This window comes from Streptomyces sp. NPDC015242, assembly GCF_043079125.1.
Classification (GTDB): domain Bacteria; phylum Actinomycetota; class Actinomycetes; order Streptomycetales; family Streptomycetaceae; genus Streptomyces.
Genome location: NZ_JBIBUF010000009.1, coordinates 34,803 through 58,741 on the forward strand (window position 1 = coordinate 34,803; position 23,939 = coordinate 58,741).

The 23,939-nt window shown below is 71.7% G+C and carries 20 protein-coding genes; 16 read left to right on the plus strand and 4 right to left on the minus strand.

What is annotated here, in order from left to right:
- Nucleotides 1-19: 19 nt before the first annotated feature.
- From ACF07N_RS28230 to ACF07N_RS28245, 4 genes are all read right to left on the minus strand, one after another.
- A complete protein-coding gene (locus ACF07N_RS28230; RefSeq protein WP_392118149.1) occupies nt 20-2,401 on the minus strand; it encodes a DUF3488 and DUF4129 domain-containing transglutaminase family protein in 2,382 nt (793 codons plus the stop codon).
- A complete protein-coding gene (locus tag ACF07N_RS28235; RefSeq protein ID WP_383333160.1) occupies nt 2,401-3,762 on the minus strand; it encodes a DUF58 domain-containing protein in 1,362 nt (453 codons plus the stop codon). The genes ACF07N_RS28230 and ACF07N_RS28235 overlap by 1 nt, the downstream gene beginning before the upstream one ends.
- Nucleotides 3,762-4,802 (minus strand): AAA family ATPase, encoded by a 1,041-nt coding sequence (locus ACF07N_RS28240; RefSeq protein ID WP_392118152.1) that lies wholly within the window; start codon nt 4,800-4,802, stop codon nt 3,762-3,764. The genes ACF07N_RS28235 and ACF07N_RS28240 overlap by 1 nt, the downstream gene beginning before the upstream one ends.
- 278 nt (nt 4,803-5,080) lie before the next feature.
- Entirely contained in the window at nt 5,081-5,701 is a 621-nt protein-coding gene (locus ACF07N_RS28245; protein WP_383333164.1) for a beta-class carbonic anhydrase, read from the minus strand.
- Nucleotides 5,702-5,919: 218 nt separating this feature from the next.
- Between ACF07N_RS28245 and rsmH the strand changes: the two genes are divergently transcribed.
- The 16 genes from rsmH (at nt 5,920) to ACF07N_RS28325 (ending at nt 23,933) form a co-directional block, all read left to right on the plus strand.
- A complete protein-coding gene (gene rsmH / locus ACF07N_RS28250; RefSeq protein ID WP_383333166.1) occupies nt 5,920-6,876 on the plus strand; it encodes a 16S rRNA (cytosine(1402)-N(4))-methyltransferase RsmH in 957 nt (318 codons plus the stop codon).
- A 306-nt stretch (nt 6,877-7,182) separates the two neighbouring features.
- Nucleotides 7,183-7,632, plus strand: coding sequence for a septum formation initiator family protein (locus ACF07N_RS28255; RefSeq protein ID WP_383333168.1), 450 nt, complete (start codon nt 7,183-7,185; stop codon nt 7,630-7,632).
- 5 nt (nt 7,633-7,637) lie between these two features.
- Complete coding sequence (locus ACF07N_RS28260; protein WP_383333171.1) at nt 7,638-9,599, plus strand: peptidoglycan D,D-transpeptidase FtsI family protein; 1,962 nt, start codon at nt 7,638-7,640, stop codon at nt 9,597-9,599.
- 181 nt (nt 9,600-9,780) lie between these two features.
- Entirely contained in the window at nt 9,781-11,301 is a 1,521-nt protein-coding gene (locus tag ACF07N_RS28265) for a UDP-N-acetylmuramoyl-L-alanyl-D-glutamate--2,6-diaminopimelate ligase (protein ID WP_392118156.1), read from the plus strand.
- A 28-nt stretch (nt 11,302-11,329) separates the two neighbouring features.
- Complete coding sequence (murF, locus tag ACF07N_RS28270) at nt 11,330-12,745, plus strand: UDP-N-acetylmuramoyl-tripeptide--D-alanyl-D-alanine ligase (protein WP_383333176.1); 1,416 nt, start codon at nt 11,330-11,332, stop codon at nt 12,743-12,745.
- Nucleotides 12,745-13,836: a phospho-N-acetylmuramoyl-pentapeptide-transferase gene (gene mraY / locus ACF07N_RS28275; protein ID WP_365093066.1), complete on the plus strand. Its 1,092-nt coding sequence runs from the start codon at nt 12,745-12,747 to the stop codon at nt 13,834-13,836. Before murF ends, mraY begins: the two co-directional genes overlap by 1 nt.
- Nucleotides 13,818-15,260 carry a UDP-N-acetylmuramoyl-L-alanine--D-glutamate ligase gene (murD, locus tag ACF07N_RS28280; protein ID WP_392118159.1) on the plus strand — a complete coding sequence of 481 codons (1,443 nt, stop codon included), beginning with the start codon at nt 13,818-13,820 and terminating at the stop codon, nt 15,258-15,260. Before mraY ends, murD begins: the two co-directional genes overlap by 19 nt.
- A 135-nt stretch (nt 15,261-15,395) precedes the next feature.
- Nucleotides 15,396-16,760 (plus strand): putative lipid II flippase FtsW, encoded by a 1,365-nt coding sequence (gene ftsW, locus ACF07N_RS28285; protein WP_392118162.1) that lies wholly within the window; start codon nt 15,396-15,398, stop codon nt 16,758-16,760.
- Between the two features lie 6 nt (nt 16,761-16,766).
- Nucleotides 16,767-17,864, plus strand: a complete 1,098-nt coding sequence (gene murG, locus ACF07N_RS28290; RefSeq protein ID WP_010039354.1) for an undecaprenyldiphospho-muramoylpentapeptide beta-N-acetylglucosaminyltransferase — start codon at nt 16,767-16,769, stop codon at nt 17,862-17,864.
- A gap of 26 nt (nt 17,865-17,890) precedes the next feature.
- Nucleotides 17,891-18,685 (plus strand): cell division protein FtsQ/DivIB, encoded by a 795-nt coding sequence (locus tag ACF07N_RS28295; RefSeq protein ID WP_383346468.1) that lies wholly within the window; start codon nt 17,891-17,893, stop codon nt 18,683-18,685.
- A gap of 288 nt (nt 18,686-18,973) precedes the next feature.
- Nucleotides 18,974-20,167: a cell division protein FtsZ gene (gene ftsZ, locus ACF07N_RS28300; protein ID WP_392118165.1), complete on the plus strand. Its 1,194-nt coding sequence runs from the start codon at nt 18,974-18,976 to the stop codon at nt 20,165-20,167.
- Between the two features lie 10 nt (nt 20,168-20,177).
- The gene (gene pgeF, locus ACF07N_RS28305; protein WP_362280474.1) at nt 20,178-20,909 is read left to right on the plus strand and encodes a peptidoglycan editing factor PgeF; all 732 of its coding nucleotides are present in this window, start codon (nt 20,178-20,180) and stop codon (nt 20,907-20,909) included.
- Between the two features lie 6 nt (nt 20,910-20,915).
- Nucleotides 20,916-21,635, plus strand: a complete 720-nt coding sequence (locus tag ACF07N_RS28310; protein ID WP_383333185.1) for a YggS family pyridoxal phosphate-dependent enzyme — start codon at nt 20,916-20,918, stop codon at nt 21,633-21,635.
- 129 nt (nt 21,636-21,764) lie between these two features.
- Complete coding sequence (locus ACF07N_RS28315; protein ID WP_392118167.1) at nt 21,765-22,406, plus strand: cell division protein SepF; 642 nt, start codon at nt 21,765-21,767, stop codon at nt 22,404-22,406.
- Nucleotides 22,407-22,476: 70 nt separating this feature from the next.
- Complete coding sequence (locus ACF07N_RS28320) at nt 22,477-22,761, plus strand: YggT family protein (RefSeq protein WP_007448661.1); 285 nt, start codon at nt 22,477-22,479, stop codon at nt 22,759-22,761.
- Nucleotides 22,762-22,814: 53 nt separating this feature from the next.
- Nucleotides 22,815-23,933, plus strand: a complete 1,119-nt coding sequence (locus tag ACF07N_RS28325; protein ID WP_362280483.1) for a DivIVA domain-containing protein — start codon at nt 22,815-22,817, stop codon at nt 23,931-23,933.
- Nucleotides 23,934-23,939: the final 6 nt, after the last annotated feature.

The following is a 23,939-nucleotide window of genomic DNA, read 5'->3' on the forward strand; positions in this document are numbered from 1 at the left end:
GGGGCCCGGGGCCCGTGCCTCAGCCCTGTCTGCCCCAACCCGGGCGCAGGGCCACGGCCCGCTGCCGGACGCCGGTCCACCAGTCCGACACCGCCCACAGCACCCGTGCCGTGGAACGCGGCGCGAGGACCGCGCGGAGTCTCGCGGCCCGGCCGGCTCCCGCGCTCAGGCCCGCCGTCACACGGCGCACGTCGTCCGCGAGGCCCGCCGTGAGACGCGGGTGCGGTGCGTACAGGACCTGCTCCACCGCGTCCGCCACCCGGTGCACCGACGCCGCCGCCGTCCCGTCGAGACCGCCCAGCCGGACCATGCGGGCGGCCGCCTTGCGCGGGGTCAGCGACTCGTCCGGCGGGATGCCGAAGTCCCACGCGGTGTCGGTCAGCTCCTGCCAGACGGCCAGGGTGTGCGGCGCCGCGTCCGCCTCGCCGCGGCCGTGCGCGCCCAGCCGGACCGAGCGGGTGCGCCGGCGCCACAGCATCGGGGCCAGGGGCAGCGCCACCACGGCCAGACCGGCCAGAACCCAGGCCAGGGACGCGTACCACTTCGGTCCGTCGCCTCCGGTGGGCAGCGCCGCCTGCGGCGACTCGCTGCCGCATCCGCCGTCCAGCTTCTTCTGCTCCGGCGTGCAGCTCTCGCTCGCCGAGGGCGCCGCTGACGGCGCCGCCGACGTGGACTGGGTCGGACGCGCGTCGTCCGGCACCGAGCTGCCCGGCGTGTCCGGCAGGGTGTACGGCGGCACCGAGCCGCGGTTGGGAGTCGGCTCGAAGCGGGTCCAGCCCACGCCCTCGAAGTACAGCTCCGGCCAGGCGTGCGCGTCGCGCAGCCCCACCGACACCGAGCCGTCCGCCTGCGGGGTACCGGGCGCGAAGCCCACCGCCACCCGGGCCGGGATGCCCAGGGAGCGGGCCATCGCCGCCATCGAGAAGGAGAAGTGCACGCAGAAGCCCTGCTTGTCCCGCAGGAACCGGGCGATCGCCTCCGAACCGCTGCCCACCTGCACCTGCGTGTCGTACTCGAAGCCGCCGGTCACCGCGAACCAGTCCTGCAGCTTCACCGCCTGGTCGTACGGGTCGGCGGCTCCCGCGGTGACCTGGCGGGCCGTGCGGGCCACCACGGGCGGCAGCGAGTCGGGCAGCTCGGTGAAGTCACGCCGGATCGCCTCGGGCGCCGGCCCGGCCGCGGCCAGCTGCTTCGCCGTCGGCTGCACGTCCAGACTCCGGACCTGGTAGGTCAGGCCGCGGGTGTTCTGGCCGTGGTCGCCGACCAGGGTCATGCCGAGCGGCTCGTACCGCCAGTTGCCGCTGATGCGCACCCCGCTCGGCGGGTACGGCATGGGCAGCCAGTCCTGGGCGTACCAGTCGGCCGCCGAGATCGACGTGTCGACCTCCGTGCGCTTGACGTCCGGTGAGAGGCCGATCGGCGTCGGGAACGCGCCGTCCGGGACGGCGGTGATGGACCGCCGCGACGGCTTCCACGTGGTGCCGTCGAAGTCGTCCAGGGAGACGATCCGCAGATACAGGTCCGAGACGTCCGCGATCTCGGTCTTCACGGACAGCACCTGCCGGTCCTCGTCCGCGTTCAGGCTGTCGCGCAGCGACACCAGCGGATTCACGGCGGAGATCGTGCCGCCGCCGCCCGCGCCGGCGCCCGCGCCCGCTCCTACCGAGTCCAGCAGTCCGCCGTTCATCGCCGGCAGGCCCAGCGGCACGACCACGGCGATGCCCAGCGCGACCACGCCGATGCGCCGCCCGGTGCGGACCGGGGCGACGGCACCGGCCGGCTCTCCCGCCCCGGTCCGCGGCGCGCCGCCGAAGACCCGGCCCCACTGGGAGAGCCGGTCCCGCCCCTCGGCCAGCAGCAGCATCAGATAACCGGCCGCCGCGACCAGGAACCACAGCCAGTCCGCGGCCCCGTCGGACAGCCCGGCGGCGACCGAGTACAGGGCGAGCAGCGGCAGCCCGGCCGGGGCGGCGCTGCGGAAGGTCACCGCGAGGGTGTCCACCAGCAGCCCGATGACGAGCACCCCGCCGATGAGCATCAGCCGGATGCCGTCGGACTCCAGGGGCGCCGGGATCGCGTACCGCGCGATGTCCTCCCCGCCCTGCTGGAGCAGGTGCGAGAAGCGCTCCAGGGCCTGCGGTCCGGGAACCAGCCCGGCCAGGGCCTGTTCACGGGCGAACACGAAGGTCAGCAGGAACACGGTCACCAGAGCCTGGGCCGCCACCGTCAGCGGCCGCGCCAGCGGCACCCGGCGGGCCGCGGCGCCCACGCCGGCCTGCACGGCCAGCAGGAACGCCGCCTGCACGATCCAGGTGGCCGGCTCCACGAGGGGCAGCAGGGCGCACGCTGCCATCAGCGTGGCCGCCCACGCGCCCAGCGTCAGTCGTATCCGCCCGCCCATCAGGGTCCCTCCCCGCCGCTCGCGGCTGCCACGCCCCGGCGTTCCCGGTCGGCCCGGCGCCACAGATCGTCCAGCGCGGCGCCGCGCGGCACGGCGAGGACCGTCCACCCCGACTCGCGCAGCATCCGCAGCCGTTCCCCGCTCTCCCGCAACGGACCGGGTACGTCGGTCGGTTCCCGCGTCCAGGTCTCGCTGTCCAGCACGAAGGCGAGGGCGCCCCCGCTGCGCCGGCGCATCCGGGCCACCACGGCCGCCTGCTCGTCGTCCAGGTCGCCGAGGAAGGCCACCAGGAGTCCCTCGTTGCCGCCGCGGATCACGTCGTAGGCCCGGGACAGGCCCGCGCCGTCGGAGTGGTCGATCACCGCGAGGGTGTCCATCATCAGCCCGGCCGCGTCCGCCGATTCCTGGCTCGCGCCCGCGAAGCCGTCACCGCCCTCGCCGGGCACCGCGTTGCCGGTGTCCGTCAGCAGACGGACCGAGAAGCCGCGTTCGAGCATGTGCACCAGGACGGAGGCGGCGCCCCCGACGGCCCACTCGAAGGCCGAGTCCGGACCCGCGCCCGCGTAGGCGATGCCCCGGGTGTCGAGCAGCACCGTGCAGCGCGCGCGCTGCGGCTGCTCCTCGCGGCGCACCATCAGCTCGCCGTAGCGGGCGGTCGAGCGCCAGTGCACCCGCCGCAGGTCGTCGCCGTAGCGGTAGCCGCGCGGGATGACGTCGTCCTCGCCGGCCAGCGCGAGCGAACGCTGCCGCCCGTCGCCGTACCCCTTGGCCTCGCCGCTCATCCGCACCGGTGCCAGCGGCTCCACGCGCGGGATCACGGTCAGGGTGTCGTACGAGGAGAAGGAGCGGGTCAGCTCGCACATGCCGAACGGGTCCGTCAGGCGCAGCTGGAGCGGGCCCAGCGGATAGCGGCCCCGCAGGTCGGAGCGGACCCGGTAGGACACCTCGCGCCGGCCGCCCGCCTCCACCCGGTCCAGCACGAAGCGCGGCCGCGGGCCGAGCACGTAGGGCACGCGGTCCTGGAGCATCAGCAGGCCGGTGGGCAGTCGCGAGACGTTGTCCATCCGCAGGTGGACCCGCGCCTCGCTGCCGGCGGGCACGCGCGCGGGGGAGAGCCTGCGGCTGCCCGCGACCCGGTAGCGCGTGCGGTACAGCACCGTCGCGCACACCAGCGGCAGCACCGCCAGCAGCAGGCCGACCCGCAGCAGATCGGCCTGCCCGAGCACGTACGAGCAGACGGCCGCCGCGACGCCGGCGGCCAGGAAGGAGCGTCCGCGGGTGGTCAGACCGGCCAGGGCGGTGCGGACGCCGCCCTTCTCGCCCCGGTCGGCCTCCGCCTGCCCCGTCCCCGCGGTGGTCATCACAGCCTCCGCGGCGGGTGCGAGGGATACGCCGGTGCCGTGCGGCCCACGGCTCCGAATCCGCTCTGCTGGTGAGGTGACGCCGGCACCGGGGTGCGCTGGAGGATCTCCTCGACGACCTGCTCGGCCGTGCGGCGGTTGAGCTGGGCCTGCGCGGTGGGCAGCAGACGGTGCGCCAGGACGGCGACGGCGAGGGCCTGCACGTCGTCCGGGAGCGCGTACTCCCGGCCGTTCAGCGCGGCGGAGGCCTTCGCCGCGCGCAGCAGGTGCAGCGTCGCGCGCGGGGAGGCGCCCAGTCTGAGGTCGGGGTGCGTGCGCGTGGCGCCGACCAGGTCGACCACGTAACGCCGGACCGGCTCGGCCACGTGCACGCCGCGCACGGCCTCGATCAGCTTGAGGATCTCGTGCGCGTGGGCCACCGGCTGGAGGTCCTCCAGCGGCGAGACGCCGCCGTGCACGTCCAGCATCTGCAGCTCGGCCTCCGCGCTCGGGTAGCCGACCGACACGCGGGCCATGAAACGGTCGCGCTGGGCCTCCGGCAGCGGGTAGGTGCCCTCCATCTCGACCGGGTTCTGCGTCGCCACCACCATGAACGGGCCGGGCAGCTCGTAGGTCTTGCCGTCGATGGTGACCTGGCGCTCCTCCATGGACTCCAGAAGCGCGGACTGCGTCTTCGGGGAGGCGCGGTTGATCTCGTCGCCGATCACCACCTGCGCGAAGATCGCGCCCGGCTTGAACTCGAAGTCGCGGCGCTGCTGGTCCCAGATGGACACGCCGGTGATGTCCGACGGCAGCAGGTCGGGCGTGAACTGGATGCGCCGCACCGAGCAGTCGATGGACCGCGCCAGCGCCTTGGCCAGCATCGTCTTGCCGACACCCGGGACATCCTCGATCAGCAGATGCCCCTCGGCGAGCAGTACGGTCAGCGAGAGCCGTACGACCTCGGGCTTCCCCTCGATCACGCCTTCCACCGAATCCCGCACGCGCTCCACCACGGCGGTCAGATCAGTGAGGCTCGCTCGATCGTCATAGGTCGTCACCCGGCCCTCCTCGGCCTTTCCCCTGCTCCCAGGAAGCACGGGATACCCCATTTTCCCGGGCCGACGCCGCATGACGCGGGCCTGCCCACCCCGAACACGGACACCGCGCGTGAAAAGTTCCGCGCGACGCCACCCCCGCATTCTTGCTGCCGTTACCGATTCGTGTCACTCGACTGTGGACAACTGGCCGCGATATGTCGGTCTTACGGCCATTAGAACGCGTGACTGACAGGCTTCCGACAGCTACCGGGGGTTGCCGGACGGGGTGGGCGGGCAGGTCAGGAGGCGGACGAGACGGGGTCGACCTCGCGCAGCAGGCCGGTCTTCACGTCGAAGACGAAGCCGCGCACGTCGTCGTTGTGCAGCAGGAACGGCGAGGTGCGCACGCGCTGCATCGACTGCCGGACGTCCTGGTCGACGTCCCGGAAGGACTCCACGGCCCACGCCGGGCGCTGGCCGACCTCCGCCTCCAGCTCGTTGCGGAAGTCCTCGGTGAGGCTCTCCAGGCCGCAGCCGGTGTGGTGGATGAGGACCACGCTGCGGGTGCCCAGCTTGCGCTGGCTGATCGTGAGGGAGCGGATCACGTCGTCCGTGACGACGCCGCCGGCGTTGCGGATCGTGTGGCAGTCGCCGAGCTCCAGGCCGAGCGCCGCGTGGAGGTCGAGTCGGGCGTCCATGCAGGCCACGACGGCGACCTGGAGGACGGGACGGGCGTCCATGCCGGGATCGGTGAACGCCTCGGCGTAGCGCTGGTTCGCCTCGACGAGCCGGTCGGTGACGGTGCCGCCCGTGGTCGCGGCGTGGGGGCCGGTGGGAACCGATGCAGAAGTCGTCATAACCATGACGTTACTGGTCACCCGTGCTCTCGTCCCGCTGTGAGAGGGGACAAAGAAGGCCATCGGGGCTTGTAGTGAGGTAACCCACAAGGGCGGTGTGCCGTGGGTCTGCGACGCGCAGGCCGGTTGATTGACCGCGACACAGGGTGGACTAAAGTGACGCGAAGCGGGAGGCGAGACTCTGCCCGCTGGACTGCATTCTTCGGAGACCCCGGCGACGACCGGGTTCTCCCCGCGTGCGCGGCGCGTACGTACGGGCCCGCCGGATCTGAGAGGGCCCCTTGAGCGAGAGTCGACACGTCCCGGTGATGCTCCAGCGGTGCCTGGACCTGCTGGCACCTGCCCTGGAGGGCCCGGACGCCGTGGTCGTCGACTGCACCCTCGGCCTCGGCGGCCACAGCGAGGCCCTCCTGGAGCGGTTCCCCGACGTCCGCCTGGTCGCCCTCGACCGCGACAAGGAGGCCCTGCGCCTGTCCGGCGAGCGCCTCGCGCCCTACGGGGAACGCGCCACCCTGGTCCACGCCGTCTACGACGAACTCCCCGAGGTACTGCGCCGGCTCGGCATCGCGCGCGTGCAGGGCGTCCTGTTCGACCTCGGCGTCTCCTCCATGCAACTCGACGAGGCAGACCGCGGCTTCGCCTACGCCCAGGACGCGCCGCTCGACATGCGCATGGACCAGACGACCGGGGTCAGCGCCGCGGAGGTCCTCAACACGTACCCGCCGGGCGAGCTGGTCCGCATCCTGCGGGCGTACGGCGAGGAGAAGCAGGCCAAGCGGATCGTCGGCGCGATCGTGCGCGAGCGGGAGAAGGAGCCGTTCACCACCAGCGCGCGGCTGGTCGAGCTGATCCGCGACGCCCTGCCGCAGGCCGCCAAGCGCACCGGCGGCAACCCGGCCAAGCGGACCTTCCAGGCCCTGCGCATCGAGGTCAACGGTGAACTCGCCGTCCTGGAACGGGCGATCCCGGCCGCCGTGAAGGCGCTGGACGTGGGCGGGCGGATCGCCGTGCTCTCCTACCACTCGCTGGAGGACCGGCTGGTCAAGCAGGTCTTCGCGGCGGGCGCCGCCACCACCGCGCCGCCCGGGCTGCCGGTCGTGCCGGAGCGCTATCAGCCGCGGCTCAAGCTCCTCACCCGCGGTGCCGAACTCCCCACCGAGGAGGAGATCGCCGAGAACCGGCGAGCGGCACCGGCGCGGCTGCGCGGCGCCCAGCGCATCAGGGAGGACGTCGAGTGAGCCACGGGTGGTCCCGGACCGATGGAACGCGAGTGGGTGACGGGTGGCCGGCCCGGGCCGATGAGGCGCGGGTCCGTGCCGGACGGTCGTCCCGGGCCGATGGAGCGTGCCTGGGCGGCGGGTGGCTGCCCCCGGCCGACGGGGCGCCGGTCCGCGGCGGACGGTCGTCCCGGTCCGGTGGAGCGCGGCTGGGCCGCGGGGGGCTGTCCCCGGCCGATGAGGCGCGGGCCCGCGGCGGGCGGCCGTCCCGGGGGCCCAGGACGCGCGCCGGCCGCGCGCGGCCCCGCCGGACCCGAGGGAGCGCGCGTGAGCAGTAGACCCGAACTGACGGGCAGGGCGGCACGTCTCGCGCGGCTCTTCCCCACCGGCCCCGGGCAGGCGGCCCGCACCCCCTTCGTCCTCCTCGTCGTCCTGCTGCTCGGCGGCGGACTCATCTGCCTCCTCGTGCTGAACTCGGCCGTCAGCGAAGGCGCCTTCCAACTCGACGACCTGCAGCGCGAGACCAAGAGCCTCACCGACGAGGAACAGGCCCTCCAGCGGGACATCGACGCCTACTCGGCGCCCGAGGCCCTCCAGCGCCGCGCCCGCGAACTCGGCATGGTCCCCGGCGGCGACCCCGCCTTCCTGGGCCCCGACGGCACGGTCAAGGGCGTCCCCAGCCCCGCCCCCGGCGTCCGGCCGGCCTCCGGCCACGTCCCCCTGGTCCTCGCCCCCGAGGCCATGTCCGACGGCACCGCATCGACCCCCGGCAGGTGACGGAAGTGTCCGACAGGGAACCGCCACGCCGCCGTGTGCCCGGCCCCGCCCGGCCCGCCCGCCCGGACGCCCGGCGCCGCCCCGGGCCCGGTGCCCGGCCCGCCCGGCGGCCCGGCCCGGGGCGCCCGGTCCCGCCCAAGCCGCTCCGGCTGGGCAGCCCGCGCCCCCGGCTGCGCCTGATCGGGCTCGCGCTCACGCTCGTGCTGATCGCCTTCGTCGTACGGCTGTTCCAGGTGCAGGCCGTCGACGCGAGCACGTACGCCGCCAAGGCCGAGCAGAACCGGTACGTGGGCCAGGTGCTGGCCGCCGACCGGGGCGAGATCACCGACCGCTCCGGAGTCGCCCTGGCGACCAGTGAGGACGCCTACGACATCACCGCCGACCCGACCATGTTCGCGCCCGGCCACCTGAAGATCGGCGACGGGCCCGAGCAGGCGGCGGCCCTCCTCGCGCCGATCCTGGGGCAGGACCAGGAGACCCTGGTCGAGAAGCTGCGGCCGAAGAACAAGGCCCTGCGCTACGTCAAACTGGCCTCCCGCCAGACCCCGCAGGTCTGGAAGCAGATCAAGGACCTGAAGTCCGCGCTGGCGAAGAAGGAGGAGACGGACGAGTCCGTGCACAACGTGCTCGCGGGCGTCTTCTCCGTCGCCACCAGCAAGCGCGTGTACCCCAACGGCGACCTCGCCGCGGGGATACTGGGCTGGGTCAACGGCGAGGGCAAGCCCGGCGGCGGCATCGAGCTCCAGCTGAATCGGCGGCTGGCAGGCAAGGACGGCAAGATCCGCTACGCCCAGTCCGGCGGCCGCCTCGTCCCCACCGCGGGAGGCGCCACCGAGACCCCGGCCGTGCCCGGCAGCGACGTCGAGCTCACCATCGACCGCGACATCCAGTGGGCCGCGCAGAACGCCATCACCGAGCAGGTGAAGGAGTCCGCGGCCGACCGCGGCTACGTCATCGTCCAGGACACCCGCACCGGGCAGATCCTTGCCATGGCCAACTCGCCCGGGTTCGACCCCAACGACCTGTCCGACGCCGACCCGGCCGCCCTCGGCAACGCGGCCCTGCAGGACGCCTTCGAGCCCGGTTCCACCGCCAAGGTCATGTCGATGGCCGCCGTCCTGCAGGAGCGGGCCGCCACCCCGATGACCCACGTCGTGGTGCCCAACCGGCTGCACCGCGGCGACCGGCTCTTCAAGGACGACGTCGACCACCCGACCTGGTACCTGACGCTCAACGGCGTCCTCGCCAAGTCCAGCAACATCGGCACCATCCTCGCCACCGGCCAGCTCGGCAAGACGCAGGCGCAGGCCAACAAGGTCCTCTACGACTACCTGCGCAAGTTCGGCCTCGGCAGTTACACCGGCCTCGGCTTCCCCGGCGAGACCAAGGGCATCCTCGCCCCGCCCGACAAGTGGTCGACCTCGCAGCAGTACACGATCCCTTTCGGCCAGGGCGTCTCCATCAACGCCATGCAGGCCGCCTCCGTGTACTCGACCATCGCCAACGGCGGCGTGCGCGTCGAACCCACGCTCGTCCGCGGCACCAAGGGGCCCGACGGCCGCTTCACACCCGCTCCCGAGCCCCGGAAGACACGGGTCGTGAGCGAGGAGACGGCGAAGACCCTCGCCCGGATGCTGGAGTCCGTCGTGGACGACGAGGAGGGCACCGGCACCAAGGCGCGCATCCCCGGCTACCGCGTCGCGGGCAAGACGGGCACGGCCAACCGCGTGGATCCGGCCACCGGCAAGTACCACGGCTACACCTCCTCGTTCGCCGGCTTCGCACCCGCCGACAAGCCCCGCGTCACCGTCTACTGCGCCATCCAGAACGCCACCCAGGGCAGCTACTTCGGCGGGCAGATCTGCGGACCCGTCTACAAGAAGGTCATGGAGTTCGCACTGAAGTCCCTCCAGGTCCCGCCGACCGGAGCCGAGCCCGCCAGGCTCCCGGTCACCTTCCAGCGCTGACCGGCCGCGATCGCCGGCCGGCACCCGAACCGCCAGGAACCACCTCGTGACAACGATCACCCCCGACCCCGGGAACCAGAGCACCCCCCGCCCCTCGCTTCGCCCGGAGGCGGGTACGCCCGGTACGCTCACCGCCGTGCCACACGCTGATCAGTCCCAAACCACCCAGAAGGGCCATCCCGTGACATACCCCGGGCCGCCCAGGCCGGTGCAGGTCTCCGCCACACCCCTCGCGGAACTCGCCGGTCAGCTGGGTGCTCCCGTGCCCCGGGGTGCCGCCGAGGTCACGGGCATCACCCACGACTCCCGTGCCGTGCGCCCCGGTGACCTGTACGCCGCCCTCCCGGGCGCCCGCCTGCACGGCGCGGACTTCGTCAACCAGGCCGCGGGCCTCGGCGCCGCCGCCGTGCTGACCGACCCGTCCGGCGCCGAACGCGCCGCCGCGTCCGGGCTGCCCGTCCTGGTCGTCGACGACCCGCGCGGGCGGATGGGCGAACTGGCCGCCACGATCTACGGCCACCCCGGCCGGGATCTGCTCCAGATCGGCATCACCGGCACCTCCGGCAAGACCACCACCGCCTACCTCGTCGAGGGCGGCCTGAGGACCGTCAGGTCCACCGGCCTGGTCGGCACGGTCGAGATGCGCATCGGCGACGAGCGCATCAAGTCCGAGCGGACCACCCCCGAAGCCACCGACCTGCAGGCCCTGTTCGCCGTCATGCGCGAACGCGGCGTCGACGCGGTCGCCATGGAGGTCTCCAGCCACGCCCTGGTGCTGGGCCGGGTCGACGGCTGTGTCTTCGACATCGGCGTCTTCACCAACCTGAGCCCGGAGCACATGGAGTTCCACTCCGGCATGGAGGACTACTTCCAGGCGAAGGCGCAGCTGTTCACGCCGCAGCGGAGCAGGCTCGGCGTGGTCAACGTCGACGACGAGTACGGCCGCAGGCTGGCGAAGGAAGCCACCGTCCCGGTCGTCACCTACTCCGCCGAGGGCCACCCCGACGCCGACTGGCGCGCCGAGGACGTGCGGATCGGGCGGCTGGACTCGACGTTCACCGCCGTCGGGCCCAAGGGCGAGCGGATCAGCGCCACGTCGCCGCTCCCGGGCCCCTTCAACGTGGCCAACACCCTCGCCGCGATCGTCGCCCTCGCCGTGGCCGGCCTGGACCCGCAGTCCGCGGCCGACGGTGTCGCCGCCGTCCCCGGCGTGCCGGGCCGCCTGGAGCGCGTGGACGCCGGGCAGCCGTACCTCGCGGTCGTCGACTACGCCCACAAGACCGACGCCGTGGAGTCGGTGCTGCGGGCGCTGCGCAAGGTCACCGAGGGCAGGCTGCACATCGTCCTCGGCTGCGGCGGCGACCGGGACACCACCAAGCGCGGGCCCATGGGCGCGGCCGCCGCGCGGCTCGCCGACACCGCCGTACTGACCTCCGACAACCCCCGCTCCGAGGACCCCCTCGCGATCCTCGCCACGATGCTGCAGGGCGCGGCCTCCGTGCCCGCGCACGAGCGCGGCGAGGTGCAGGTCTTCGAGGACCGGGCCGCCGCGATCGCCGCCGCCGTGGCGCGCGCCGAGCCCGGTGACACCGTGCTGGTCGCGGGCAAGGGCCACGAGCAGGGCCAGGACATCGCCGGTGTGGTCCGTCCGTTCGACGACCGCCAGGTGCTGCGCGAAGCCATCCAGAAGACCCAGGGATGAAAATCCAGAAGACCCAGGGGATGAACTTGTGATCGCCCTCTCCCTCGCCGAGATCGCAGAAGTCGTCGGCGGGCAGACGCACGACATACCGGATCCGTCCGTCCAGGTCACCGGCCCGGTGGTCCGGGACTCCCGCGAGGCCGGGCCCGGCTGCCTGTTCGTGGCCTTCGCCGGCGAGCGCGTCGACGGCCACGACTTCGCGGCGGCGGTCGTCGAGGCGGGAGCGGTGGCCGTGCTCGGCACCCGCCCCGTCGGCGTTCCCGCGATCGTCGTGGACGACGTGCAGACCGCTCTCGGCGCCCTCGCACGGCACGTCGTCGCCCGCCTCGGCGCCACCCTCGTCGCCCTCACCGGCTCGGCGGGCAAGACCAGCACCAAGGACCTCATCGCGCAGGTGCTCCAGCGCAAGGCGCCCACGGTGTTCACGCCCGGCTCCCTCAACAACGAGATCGGGCTGCCGCTCACCGCGCTCAGCGCCACCGAGGAGACGAGGTTCCTCGTCCTGGAGATGGGCGCCCGCGGCATCGGGCACATCCGCTACCTCACGGAACTGACCCCGCCGCGGATCGGCCTGGTGCTCAACGTCGGCTCCGCCCACATCGGGGAGTTCGGCGGCCGCGAGCAGATCGCCCAGGCCAAGGGCGAACTCGTGGAGTCCCTGCCGTCCGCTGCCGACGGCGGAACGGCCGTCCTCAACGCGGACGACCCCTACGTACGGGCCATGGCCTCCCGTACGAAGGCGAAGGTGGTCTTTTTCGGAGAGTCCGGCGAAGCGGACGTTCGCGCCGAGAACGTGCGACTCACGGACACCGGACAGCCCGCGTTCAGGCTTCACACACCCTCCGGTGCAAGCGATGTGACCATGCGCCTGTACGGTGAGCACCACGTGTCGAACGCGCTCGCCGCGGCCGCCGTCGCCCACGAGTTGGGCATGTCCGCAGACGAGATCGCCGTCGCGCTCTCCGAGGCGGGCTCCCTCTCCCGCTGGCGGATGGAGGTCACCGAGCGCCCGGACGGCGTGACGGTCGTCAACGACGCCTACAACGCGAACCCCGAGTCCATGAAGGCCGCTCTGCGCGCGCTGGCGGCCATGGGCAAGGGACGCCGTACGTGGGCGGTGCTCGGCAAGATGGCCGAGCTCGGGGACGAGGCTCTCGCCGAGCACGACGCGGTCGGACGGCTCGCCGTCCGGCTCAACGTCAGCAAGCTCGTCGCGGTCGGTGGCAGGGAAGCCGCCTGGCTGCAACTGGGCGCATATAACGAGGGTTCGTGGGGTGAGGAGTCGGTGCACGTGTCCGACGCACAGGCGGCGGTCGACCTGTTGCGCAGCGAGTTGCGCCCGGGGGACGTCGTGCTCGTGAAGGCGTCCCGTTCGGTCGGGCTCGAGAGCGTTGCCCAGGCGCTGCTGGAGACCGGTGCCGAGGGTGAGGTTGCCGCCCGATGATGAAGCAGATCCTGTTCGCAGGAGTCATTGGCCTGTTTCTCACGCTGGTCGGCACCCCGCTGCTGATCAAGCTGCTCGCGCGCAAGGGCTACGGGCAGTACATCCGTGACGACGGCCCGCGCGAGCACGCCAGCAAGCGCGGTACGCCGACCATGGGCGGCATCGCGTTCATCCTGGCGACGGTGGCCGCGTACTTCCTGGCCAAGGTCATCACGGGCTATGTGGATCCGAAGGCCGACGCGGCGCCGACCTTCTCGGGTCTGCTGGTGCTCGGCCTGATGGTCGGCATGGGCCTGGTCGGCTTCCTCGACGACTACATCAAGATCGTCAAGCGGCGTTCGCTGGGCCTGCGGGCCAAGGCGAAGATGGCCGGCCAGCTGATCGTCGGCATCGGCTTCGCCGTGCTGTCCCTGCAGTTCGCGGACAACCGCGGCAACACCCCGGCCTCCACCAAGCTGTCGTTCATCACGGACTTCGGCTGGACGATCGGCCCGGTGCTGTTCGTGGTCTGGGCGCTGTTCATGATCCTCGCGATGTCCAACGGCGTGAACCTGACCGACGGTCTGGACGGACTCGCCACCGGTGCCTCGGTGCTCGTCTTCGGCGCCTACACCTTCATCGGCGTCTGGCAGTTCCAGGAGTCCTGCGCCAACGCGGGCACCCTGACCAACCCGGGGGCCTGTTACGAGGTCCGCGACCCGCTCGACCTCGCGGTGGTCGCCTCCGCGCTGATGGGCGCCTGCCTGGGCTTCCTGTGGTGGAACACCTCACCGGCCAAGATCTTCATGGGCGACACCGGTTCGCTCGCGCTCGGCGGTGTGCTCGCCGGCCTCGCGATCTGCTCGCGCACCGAGCTGCTGCTCGCCATCCTCGGCGGCCTGTTCGTCCTGATCACCATGTCCGTGGTGATCCAGGTCGGTTCGTTCCGCCTCACCGGCAAGCGCGTCTTCCGGATGGCGCCACTGCAGCACCACTTCGAACTCAAGGGCTGGTCCGAAGTGCTAGTCGTGGTCCGCTTCTGGATCATCCAGGGCATTTGTGTGATCGTCGGACTCGGCCTCTTCTACGCAGGATGGGCAGCGGACAAGTGACCTCCTCGGAGCCCTTCGACTTCCAGGGCAAGCACGTCACCGTCGCCGGACTCGGCGTCTCCGGCGTCCCGGCGGCCAAGGTGCTGCACGGCCTCGGCGCGACCGTCACGGTCGTCAACGACGGCGCCGACGAGCGCGCGCGGGCGCAGGCGGCCGAACTGGAGGCGCTCGGCATCACCGTGCGCCTCGGCGACGGCGACACCCTGCCGGAGGGCACCGAGCTGATCGTCACCGCCCCCGGCTGGAAGCCGGACAAGCCGCTGTTCGGGGCGGCGGAGCAGGCGGGCGTCCCGGTGTGGGGCGACGTCGAACTGGCCTGGCGCCTGCGCGGCCCCGACGCCGCGCCCTGGCTCGCCGTCACGGGCACCAACGGCAAGACCACGACCGTCCAGATGCTCGCCTCGATCCTGAAGGCGGCGGGCCTGCGCACCGCCGCCGTCGGCAACATCGGCGTCTCCCTGCTGGACGCGGTGCTCGGCGAGGAGACGTACGACGTCCTGGCCGTGGAACTGTCCAGCTACCAGCTGCACTGGGCGCCCTCCCTGCGCGCCCACTCCGCGGCCGTGCTCAACCTCGCCCCCGACCACCTCGACTGGCACGGCTCCATGGAGGCCTACGCCAAGGACAAGGGCCGTATCTACGAGGGCAATCGGGTCGCCTGCGTCTACAACGTGGCCGACAAGGCCACCGAGGACCTGGTCCGCGAGGCCGACGTGGAGGAGGGCTGCCGGGCCATCGGCTTCACCCTCGGCACGCCCGGCCCCTCCCAACTCGGCGTCGTGGAAGGCATCCTGGTCGACCGCGCCTTCGTCGAGAACCGGCAGAAGAACGCCCAGGAGCTCGCCGAGGTCGCGGACGTCGACCCGCCGGCCCCGCACAACATCGCCAACGCCCTCGCCGCGGCGGCCCTCGCCCGCGCCTACGGCGTGCCCGCCAGGGCCGTCCGGGACGGCCTTCGGGCCTTCACCCCGGACGCCCACCGCATCGCGCACATCGCGGACGTGGACGGGGTCGCCTTCGTCGACGACTCCAAGGCGACCAACACCCACGCCGCGGAGGCCTCGTTGGCGGCCTACGAGTCGATCGTGTGGATCGCGGGCGGACTCGCCAAGGGCGCGACCTTCGACGAACTGGTCGCCAAGTCGGCGAAGCGGCTGCGCGGCGTCGTGCTGATCGGCGCGGACCGCGCCCTGATCCGCGAAGCCCTGGCGCGACACGCCCCGGAAGTACCCGTCGTCGACCTCGACCGGACCGACACTGGGGCGATGCGCGCGGCGGTCCACGAGGCGCGAGGGCTCGCGCAGGCGGGCGACACGGTGCTGCTGGCCCCGGCCTGCGCTTCCATGGACATGTTCGCCAACTACAACAAGCGCGGGGACGCTTTCGCGGACGCCGTTCGCGAACTGGGCTCCGTCGAGGGCTGACCCGGGTCCGCCTCGCCCGGCGGTGCCGCCGGGCGTACCTGGGAGGGACACGTGACACGGATGTGGCTGGTGCCCGAGCGGCCGGGGAGCGTGCGCGGCACGACGTCCCCCTCCGGCAAGGCGGGGTGAGCGGCGATGCCCACCAGCCGCACCGGACGGCCCCCGGCCCCGCGCGCCCCCAAGCGCCCCGCCGCGACCCGGCTCCCGCGGGAGAACGGCGTCCTCGGCCTCTACACCCGCGCCCGCCGGGGCTGGGACCGGCCGCTGACCGCCTACTACCTGATCTTCGGCGGCAGTCTGCTGATCACCGTGCTGGGCCTGGTGATGGTCTACTCGGCCTCCCAGATCACCGCGCTGCAGATGTCGCTGCCCGGCTCGTACTTCTTCCGCAAGCAGCTGCTCGCGGCGGTCATCGGCGCCGGTCTGCTGTTCGCCGCCTCACGCATGCCGGTGAAACTCCACCGGGCGCTGGCCTACCCCATCCTCGCGGGCGCCGTCTTCCTCATGGCCCTGGTGCAGGTGCCCGGGATAGGGGTCTCGGTCAACGGCAACCAGAACTGGATCGCCGTCGGCGGCTCCTTCCAGATCCAGCCCAGCGAGTTCGGCAAGCTCGCGCTGGTGCTGTGGGGCGCCGACCTGCTCGCCCGCAAGCAGGACAAGAGGCTGCTGACCCAGTGGAAGCACATGCTCGTTCCGCTGGTCCCGGCGGCCTTCATGCTGCTCGGACTGATCATGATCGGCGGCGACATGGGCACGGCGATCATCCTCACGGCCATCCTGTTCGGCCTGCTGTGGCTGGCCGGCGCGCCCACGCGGCTGTTCGCCGGCGTCCTGTCGGTCGCCGCCGTGCTCGGCCTGATCCTCATCAAGACCAGCCCCAACCGCATGGCCCGCCTGCAGTGCCTCGGCGCCACCGAACCCCAGTCCGGACCCGTCGACTGCTGGCAGGCCGTGCACGGCATCTACGCCCTCGCCTCCGGTGGGATCTTCGGCTCCGGGCTGGGTGCGAGTGTGGAGAAATGGGGCCAACTACCCGAAGCCCACACCGACTTCATCTTCGCCGTCACCGGTGAGGAACTGGGCCTCGCGGGGACGCTGTCGGTCCTCGCCCTCTTCGCGGCTCTAGGCTATGCGGGTATCCGCGTGGCCGGACGCACGGAGGACCCGTTCGTGAGGTATGCCGCGGGAGGCGTGACCACCTGGATCACGGCCCAGGCCGTGATCAACATCGGTGCGGTGCTCGGTCTGCTGCCGATCGCCGGCGTGCCTCTCCCGCTGTTCTCCTACGGAGGATCCGCCCTGCTGCCGACCATGTTCGCCATCGGGCTCCTGATCGCCTTCGCGCGCGACGAGCCCGCTGCGCGGGCAGCGCTTGCGATGCGGCAACCTCGCTTTGGTAGAAAGCGGGGGGCCGGGGGAACCGGTTCGGGTCGGAGCCCCCGGAGATGGAACACGATGCGACGGCGCGCCACGGCGGCGCGTCCGTCCGGAGAGCGGTGAATTTCGGTGCATGTCGTACTCGCCGGCGGAGGAACCGCGGGCCACATCGAGCCCGCGCTCGCCCTCGCGGACGCCCTGCGCAGGCAGGACCCGACCGTGGGCATCACGGCCCTGGGCACGGAGCGAGGCCTGGAGACGCGTCTCGTACCCGAGCGCGGCTACGAACTCGCGCTGATCCCCGCCGTACCGCTGCCACGCAAGCCCACCCCCGAGCTGATCACCGTGCCGGGCCGGCTGCGCGGCACCATCAAGGCGACCGAGCAGATCCTGGAGCGCACCAAGGCGGACGCCGTGGTCGGCTTCGGCGGCTACGTCGCCCTGCCCGGCTACCTCGCGGCCAAGCGCCTCGGTGTGCCGATCGTCATCCACGAGGCCAACGCCCGCCCGGGCCTGGCCAACAAGATCGGCTCGCGCTACGCCAGCCAGGTCGCCGTCTCCACGCCGGACAGCAAGCTGCGCGGCGCCCGCTACATCGGCATCCCGCTGCGCCGCTCCATCGCCACCCTGGACCGCGCCGCCGTACGCCCCGAGGCCCGGGCCGCGTTCGGGCTCGACCCGAACCTGCCCACGCTGCTGGTCTCCGGCGGCTCCCAGGGCGCGCGCCGCCTCAACGAGGTCGTGCAGACGGTCGCCCCCTGGCTCCAGCAGGCGGGCATCCAGATCCTGCACGCGGTCGGCCCGAAGAACGAACTGCCGCAGGTCCAGCAGATGCCGGGGATGCCCCCCTACATCCCGGTAAGTTACCTGGACCGGATGGACCTCGCGTACGCCGCGGCCGACATGATGCTCTGCCGCGCGGGCGCGATGACCGTCGCCGAACTCTCCGCCGTCGGGCTCCCGGCCGCTTACGTCCCGCTGCCCATCGGCAACGGCGAACAGCGGCTCAACGCCCAGCCGGTGGTCAAGGCCGGCGGCGGACTGCTGGTCGACGACGCGGAGCTGACCCCCGAGTGGGTCCAGCAGAACGTCCTGCCCGTGCTCGCCGACCCGCACCGGCTGTACCAGATGTCCCGCGCCGCCGCCGAGTTCGGCCGCAGGGACGCCGACGACCTGCTCGTCGGCATGGTGTACGAGGCGATCGCCGCCGCTCGTGCACACCGCTAGGCCCGTATGACGGAAGGCAGGGGAGCGTGGCCGGATCGACCACCGCCGAGCGCGGTGAACGCCAGCAGAAGTCGTCCGGCCCGCCTCCCGTCAGGCGTCTGAGGCGGCGCCACGTTCGTGTGATCGTCATCCTGGGCCTGGCCGTGGTCTTCGTCGGCATCCCGGCCCTGTGGCTGTTCTACGGATCCGACTGGCTGCGCGCCGAGAAGGTCTCGGTGTCGGGGACCCGGGTCCTGACGACGGCTCAGGTCAGGGCGGCCGCCGAGGTTCCCCTCGGGGAGCCGCTGATTTCCGTCGACACCGACGCCATCGAGACGCGACTGCGCCGGAAATTGCCCCGAATCGACGCGGTTGACGTGGTCCGCTCCTGGCCCCACGGAATCGACCTGAAAGTGGTCGAGCGGACTCCGGTTCTGATTGTCCAGAAGGGCGGAAAGTTCGTCGAAGTGGACGATGAAGGTGTCCGTTTCGCCACGGTTTCCGAGGCGCCCAAAGGCGTGCCCGCCCTGGAATTGACGCTGTCGCGCTCCGGTTCGGCCGCCGCCGGCCTGCGCCGCTTCGGCGAGCCCCGGCTGGTGCGCGAGGCGGTCGGGGTCGCCCGCGCCGTTCCGGCCGCGGTCGCCCGCGCCACACGGACCGTCAAGGTCCGTTCCTACGACGGCATCTCGCTGGAGCTGAAGGACGGCCGTACGGTCATGTGGGGCAGCAGTGAGAAGGGGGCCGCGAAGGCCCGTGCGCTGACCGCCCTGATGAAAGCCACGCGCGATGCCCGGCACTTCGACGTGAGCGTCCCCACCGCGCCCGCGTCATCAGGGAGTTGACGCACATCCGCGCAGGCCAGCACCCTGGTTGGGCAGTGCTACGGCTGATCACATAGGGTGAAAAGAAAAACGGGAGGTTCGGCGTGTTCGTTGAACGTGCGCCACTTGTCGACTTAGTGTCCTGTTCAGAAGACTCCAAGGAACGGACACACTGGTAACCCTAAACTTCAGGGTTAGGGTTCGGGTCGGCGATACGGACCGTCCCATTCGGCATCAGTCGTCGGGTCGCGGGGCGCAGGGCGTCACGGGGATCCGGCGACACGTAACTCGAGGCGAGAGGCCTTCGACGTGGCAGCACCGCAGAACTACCTCGCAGTCATCAAAGTCATCGGTGTCGGCGGCGGTGGTGTCAATGCCATCAACCGGATGATCGAGGTCGGTCTCAAGGGCGTCGAGTTCATCGCCATCAACACCGACGCGCAAGCCCTGTTGATGAGCGACGCCGACGTCAAGCTGGACGTCGGCCGTGAACTCACCCGCGGACTCGGCGCCGGAGCCAACCCGGCCGTGGGCCGCAAGGCCGCCGAGGACCACCGCGAGGAGATCGAGGAGGTCCTCAAGGGGGCCGACATGGTCTTCGTGACAGCCGGTGAAGGCGGCGGCACCGGCACCGGCGGCGCGCCCGTCGTGGCCAACATCGCCCGCTCGCTCGGTGCCCTCACCATCGGTGTGGTCACGCGCCCGTTCACCTTCGAGGGGCGGCGCCGCGCGAACCAGGCCGAGGACGGCATCGCCGAGCTCCGCGAAGAGGTCGACACCCTCATCGTCATCCCGAACGACCGGCTGCTGTCCATCTCGGACCGCCAGGTCTCGGTGCTCGACGCCTTCAAGTCGGCCGACCAGGTCCTGCTCTCCGGTGTGCAGGGCATCACCGACCTCATCACCACCCCCGGCCTGATCAACCTCGACTTCGCCGACGTCAAGTCGGTCATGTCCGAGGCCGGCTCGGCCCTGATGGGCATCGGCTCCGCCCGCGGCGACGACCGCGCGGTGGCCGCCGCCGAGATGGCGATCTCCTCGCCGCTGCTGGAGGCGTCCATCGACGGCGCCCGCGGGGTGCTGCTCTCCATCTCCGGCGGCTCCGACCTCGGCCTGTTCGAGATCAACGAGGCCGCCCAGCTGGTCAGTGAGGCCGCCCACCCCGAGGCCAACATCATCTTCGGCGCGGTCATCGACGACGCCCTCGGCGACGAGGTCCGGGTCACCGTGATCGCCGCCGGCTTCGACGGGGGCCAGCCCCCGGCCCGCCGGGAGAACGTGATCGGCTCGGCCTCGGCCAAGCGCGAGGAGCCGGCCCCGGCACGCCAGACCGAGAGCCGCCCGACCTTCGGCTCGCTCGGCAGTGTGAAGCCGAAGGAGGACACGGAGCCCGCTCCGAAGCCGGTCGAGGACATCCCGGTCGCCCCGCCGGTCCCGCCGGCGCCGCGCACCTACTCGGACAGCGCGGCCGAGGAACTGGACGTACCGGACTTCCTCAAGTGATCCTTCTGACGTGATAGGACAGCGCGAGAGCGTGAGCGGCGCGCACTTCGCCTTCACCGACCGGTGGGGCGGGGTGAGCGCCGCTCCGTATGAGGAGCTCAACCTCGGCGGAGCGGTCGGTGACGACCCCGGCGCCGTACGCACCAACCGGGAGCTGGCCGCCAAGTCCCTGGGCCTCGGACCGGACCGGGTGGTCTGGATGAACCAGGTGCACGGGGCGGACGTGGTGGTCGTGGACGAACCCTGGGGATCTTCGCCGGAGATCCCGTCGGTCGACGCGATCGTCACCACGCGGCGCGGGCTCGCCCTCGCGGTGCTCACCGCCGACTGTGTGCCGGTGCTGCTGGCAGACCCCGTCGCCGGGATCGCCGCCGCGGCCCACGCGGGCCGCCCCGGCATGATCGCCGGCGTGGTCCCGGCCGCGCTGCGCGCGATGACGGACCTGGGCGCCGACCCCTCCCGGATCGTCGCCCGCACCGGACCCACCGTGTGCGGCCGGTGTTACGAAGTGCCCGAGGAGATGCGCGCCGAGGTGTCCGCCGTCGAGCCGGCGGCGTACGCCGAGACGAGCTGGGGCACGCCGGCGGTCGACGTGAGCGCCGGAGTGCACGCCCAGCTGGACCGGCTCGGGGTGCGCGACCGGGAGCGGTCGCCGGTGTGCACGCTGGAATCGCGCGATCACTTCTCGTACCGGCGCGACCGCACCACGGGGCGGCTCGCGGGCTATGTGTGGCTGGACTGACAGGACATGACGGACCGTAAGGACGAACTCGCCGCGAATCTGGCGAAAGTGGAGCGGCGCATCGCCGGCGCGTGCGCGGCCGCGGGGCGCCCGCGCGAGGACGTGACCCTGATCGTGGTCACCAAGACCTACCCCGCCAGTGACGTGCGGATCCTCGCGGAACTCGGCGTGCGCCACGTCGCCGAGAACCGCGACCAGGACGCGGCGCCCAAGGCCGCCGCGTGCGCGGATCTGCCCCTGACATGGCACTTCGTGGGTCAACTCCAGACCAACAAGGTGCGATCCGTGGCCAATTACGCGGATTTCGTGCAGTCCGTCGACCGTTCCCGGCTCGTCACCGCGCTGTCGAAGGAGGCCGAGCGGGCCGGGCGCGAGCTGGGGTGCCTGCTCCAGGTCGCGCTCGACGCCGGGGTGAGCGGGCGGGGCGAGCGCGGAGGCGTGGCCCCCGAAGGCGTCGAGGAGTTGGCCGGCCTCGTGGCCGGCGCACCGGGTCTGCGGCTCGACGGTCTGATGACCGTCGCACCGCTCACCGGCGAGTACGCGGGACGCGAACAGGCGGCGTTCGAGCGGTTGATGGATTTGTCGACCGACCTGCGCCGGAGTCATCCGGCTGCCACCATGGTCTCGGCAGGGATGAGTGCGGACCTCGAACAGGCTGTTGCGGCCGGAGCGACACATGTGCGCGTCGGCAGCGCGGTACTCGGAGTCCGCCCCAGGCTCGGGTAACGTCGCCAAGAAGTCGGACCACAGCAGAAAATATGGTCATTGCCGCCGAAAGGCGGATTCAAGGACCACGTGGATCGCGGGCACTTGGCAGTCGTCAGCCGATCCACCACAGAGCGGAGGACTCAGAGCATGGCCGGCGCGATGCGCAAGATGGCGGTCTACCTCGGCCTCGTGGAGGACGATGGGTACGACGGCCGCGGATTCGACCCCGACGACGACTTCGAACCCGAACTGGACCCGGAACCCGAGCGGGACCACCGTCGGCACGAGCCGTCCCACCAGCCGCATGTCTCACATCAGCCCCAAAGGGACGAAGAGGTACGAGTCGCACAAGCGCCCGCACCTCGCGAGCCGGCCCCCCGTCCCGCTTCGCTCCCCGCGGAATCCAGCCGCCCGGCGCGCATCGCGCCCGTGGCATCCATCACACAAGAACGCGCAAGCCTGGAGAAGAACGCACCGGTGATCATGCCCAAGGTCGTGTCGGAACGAGAGCCTTACCGGATCACCACGCTCCACCCGCGGACCTACAACGAGGCCCGTACCATCGGGGAACACTTCCGTGAGGGCACCCCGGTGATCATGAATCTGACTGAGATGGATGACACAGACGCGAAGCGACTTGTCGACTTTGCGGCCGGTTTGGTGTTTGGTCTTCACGGCAGCATCGAGCGGGTGACGCAGAAGGTGTTCCTGTTGTCGCCTGCTAACGTCGATGTCACGGCGGAGGACAAGGCCCGCATCGCAGAGGGCGGGTTCTTCAACCAGAGCTGAGACGCACCACCGGAAACATCAGTACACAGCACTACACAGCAGGGCACAGGGGAGAGGGAAGCAAGAGGTCATGAGCGTGGTTCTGGATGTCGTCTACATCGCGCTGATGTGCTTCCTCATCGTGCTCATCTTCCGGTTGGTCATGGACTACGTCTTCCAGTTCGCCCGCTCATGGCAACCCGGCAAGGCGATGGTGGTCGTTCTGGAGGCCACCTACACTGTCACTGATCCACCGCTCAAGCTTCTGCGGCGGTTCATTCCGCCGCTGCGTCTCGGGGGCGTGGCGCTCGACCTGTCCTTCTTCGTACTGATGATCATCGTCTACATCCTGATCTCGATCGTGAGCCGGCTGTGAGCGATGTGAACCATGGTCTTGCCGAATGCCGACGACTACGTTGAGGTGAAGAGATGCCGTTGACCCCCGAGGACGTGCGGAACAAGCAGTTCACGACCGTCCGCCTCCGAGAAGGCTATGACGAGGACGAGGTCGATGCCTTCCTCGACGAGGTCGAAGCCGAACTGACCCGCCTGCTCCGCGAGAACGAGGACCTGCGCGCCAAACTGGCCGCGGCCACGCGCGCTGCTGCCCAGAACCAGCAGAACATGCGCAAGCCGCCGGAGCAGGACCAGCAGCAGCAACAGCAGCAGCAGGGCATGCGAGGTCCGGGTGGTCCCGTGCCCGCCGGCATATCGGGCCCGCCGCAGCAGCAGATGGGTGGCCCCATGGGTGGTCCGCCCCAGCTGCCGAGCGGTGCCCCGCAGCTGCCCGCCGGTCCCGGCGGTCAGGGTGGTCCCCAGGGTCCTGGTGGTCCCGGTCCGATGGGCCAGGGTCCGGGTCCGATGGGTCAGCCCCCGATGCAGCAGCAGATGGGTGGTCCGATGGGCGGCCCCATGGGCGGTCCGATGGGCGGCCCCGGTCAGGGCCCCGGCGGCGACAGCGCCGCCCGTGTCCTCTCGCTGGCCCAGCAGACCGCCGACCAGGCGATCGCCGAGGCCCGTTCCGAAGCCAACAAGATCGTCGGCGAGGCGCGTTCGCGTGCCGAGGGTCTCGAGCGTGACGCCCGTGCCAAGGCCGACGCCCTGGAGCGGGACGCGCAGGAGAAGCACCGCGTCGCGATGGGCTCCCTGGAGTCCGCCCGCGCCACGCTGGAGCGCAAGGTCGAGGACCTGCGCGGCTTCGAGCGCGAGTACCGCACGCGCCTGAAGTCGTACCTGGAGTCGCAGCTGCGTCAGCTGGAGACCCAGGCCGACGACTCGCTGGCGCCGCCGCGTACTCCCGCGACCGCGTCCCTCCCGCCGTCCCCGGCGCCTTCCATGGCACCGGCCGGCGCGAGCGCCCCGTCCTACGGCGGCAACCAGACGATGGGCGGCCCCCCCTCGCCGTCCGCTCCGTCCTACGGTGGCCAGCAGCAGATGTCCCCGGCGATGACCCAGCCGATGGCGCCGGTGCGTCCGCAGGGCCCGTCGCCGATGGGTCAGGCGCCCTCGCCCATGCGGGGCTTCCTGATCGACGAGGACGACAACTGACGGCCT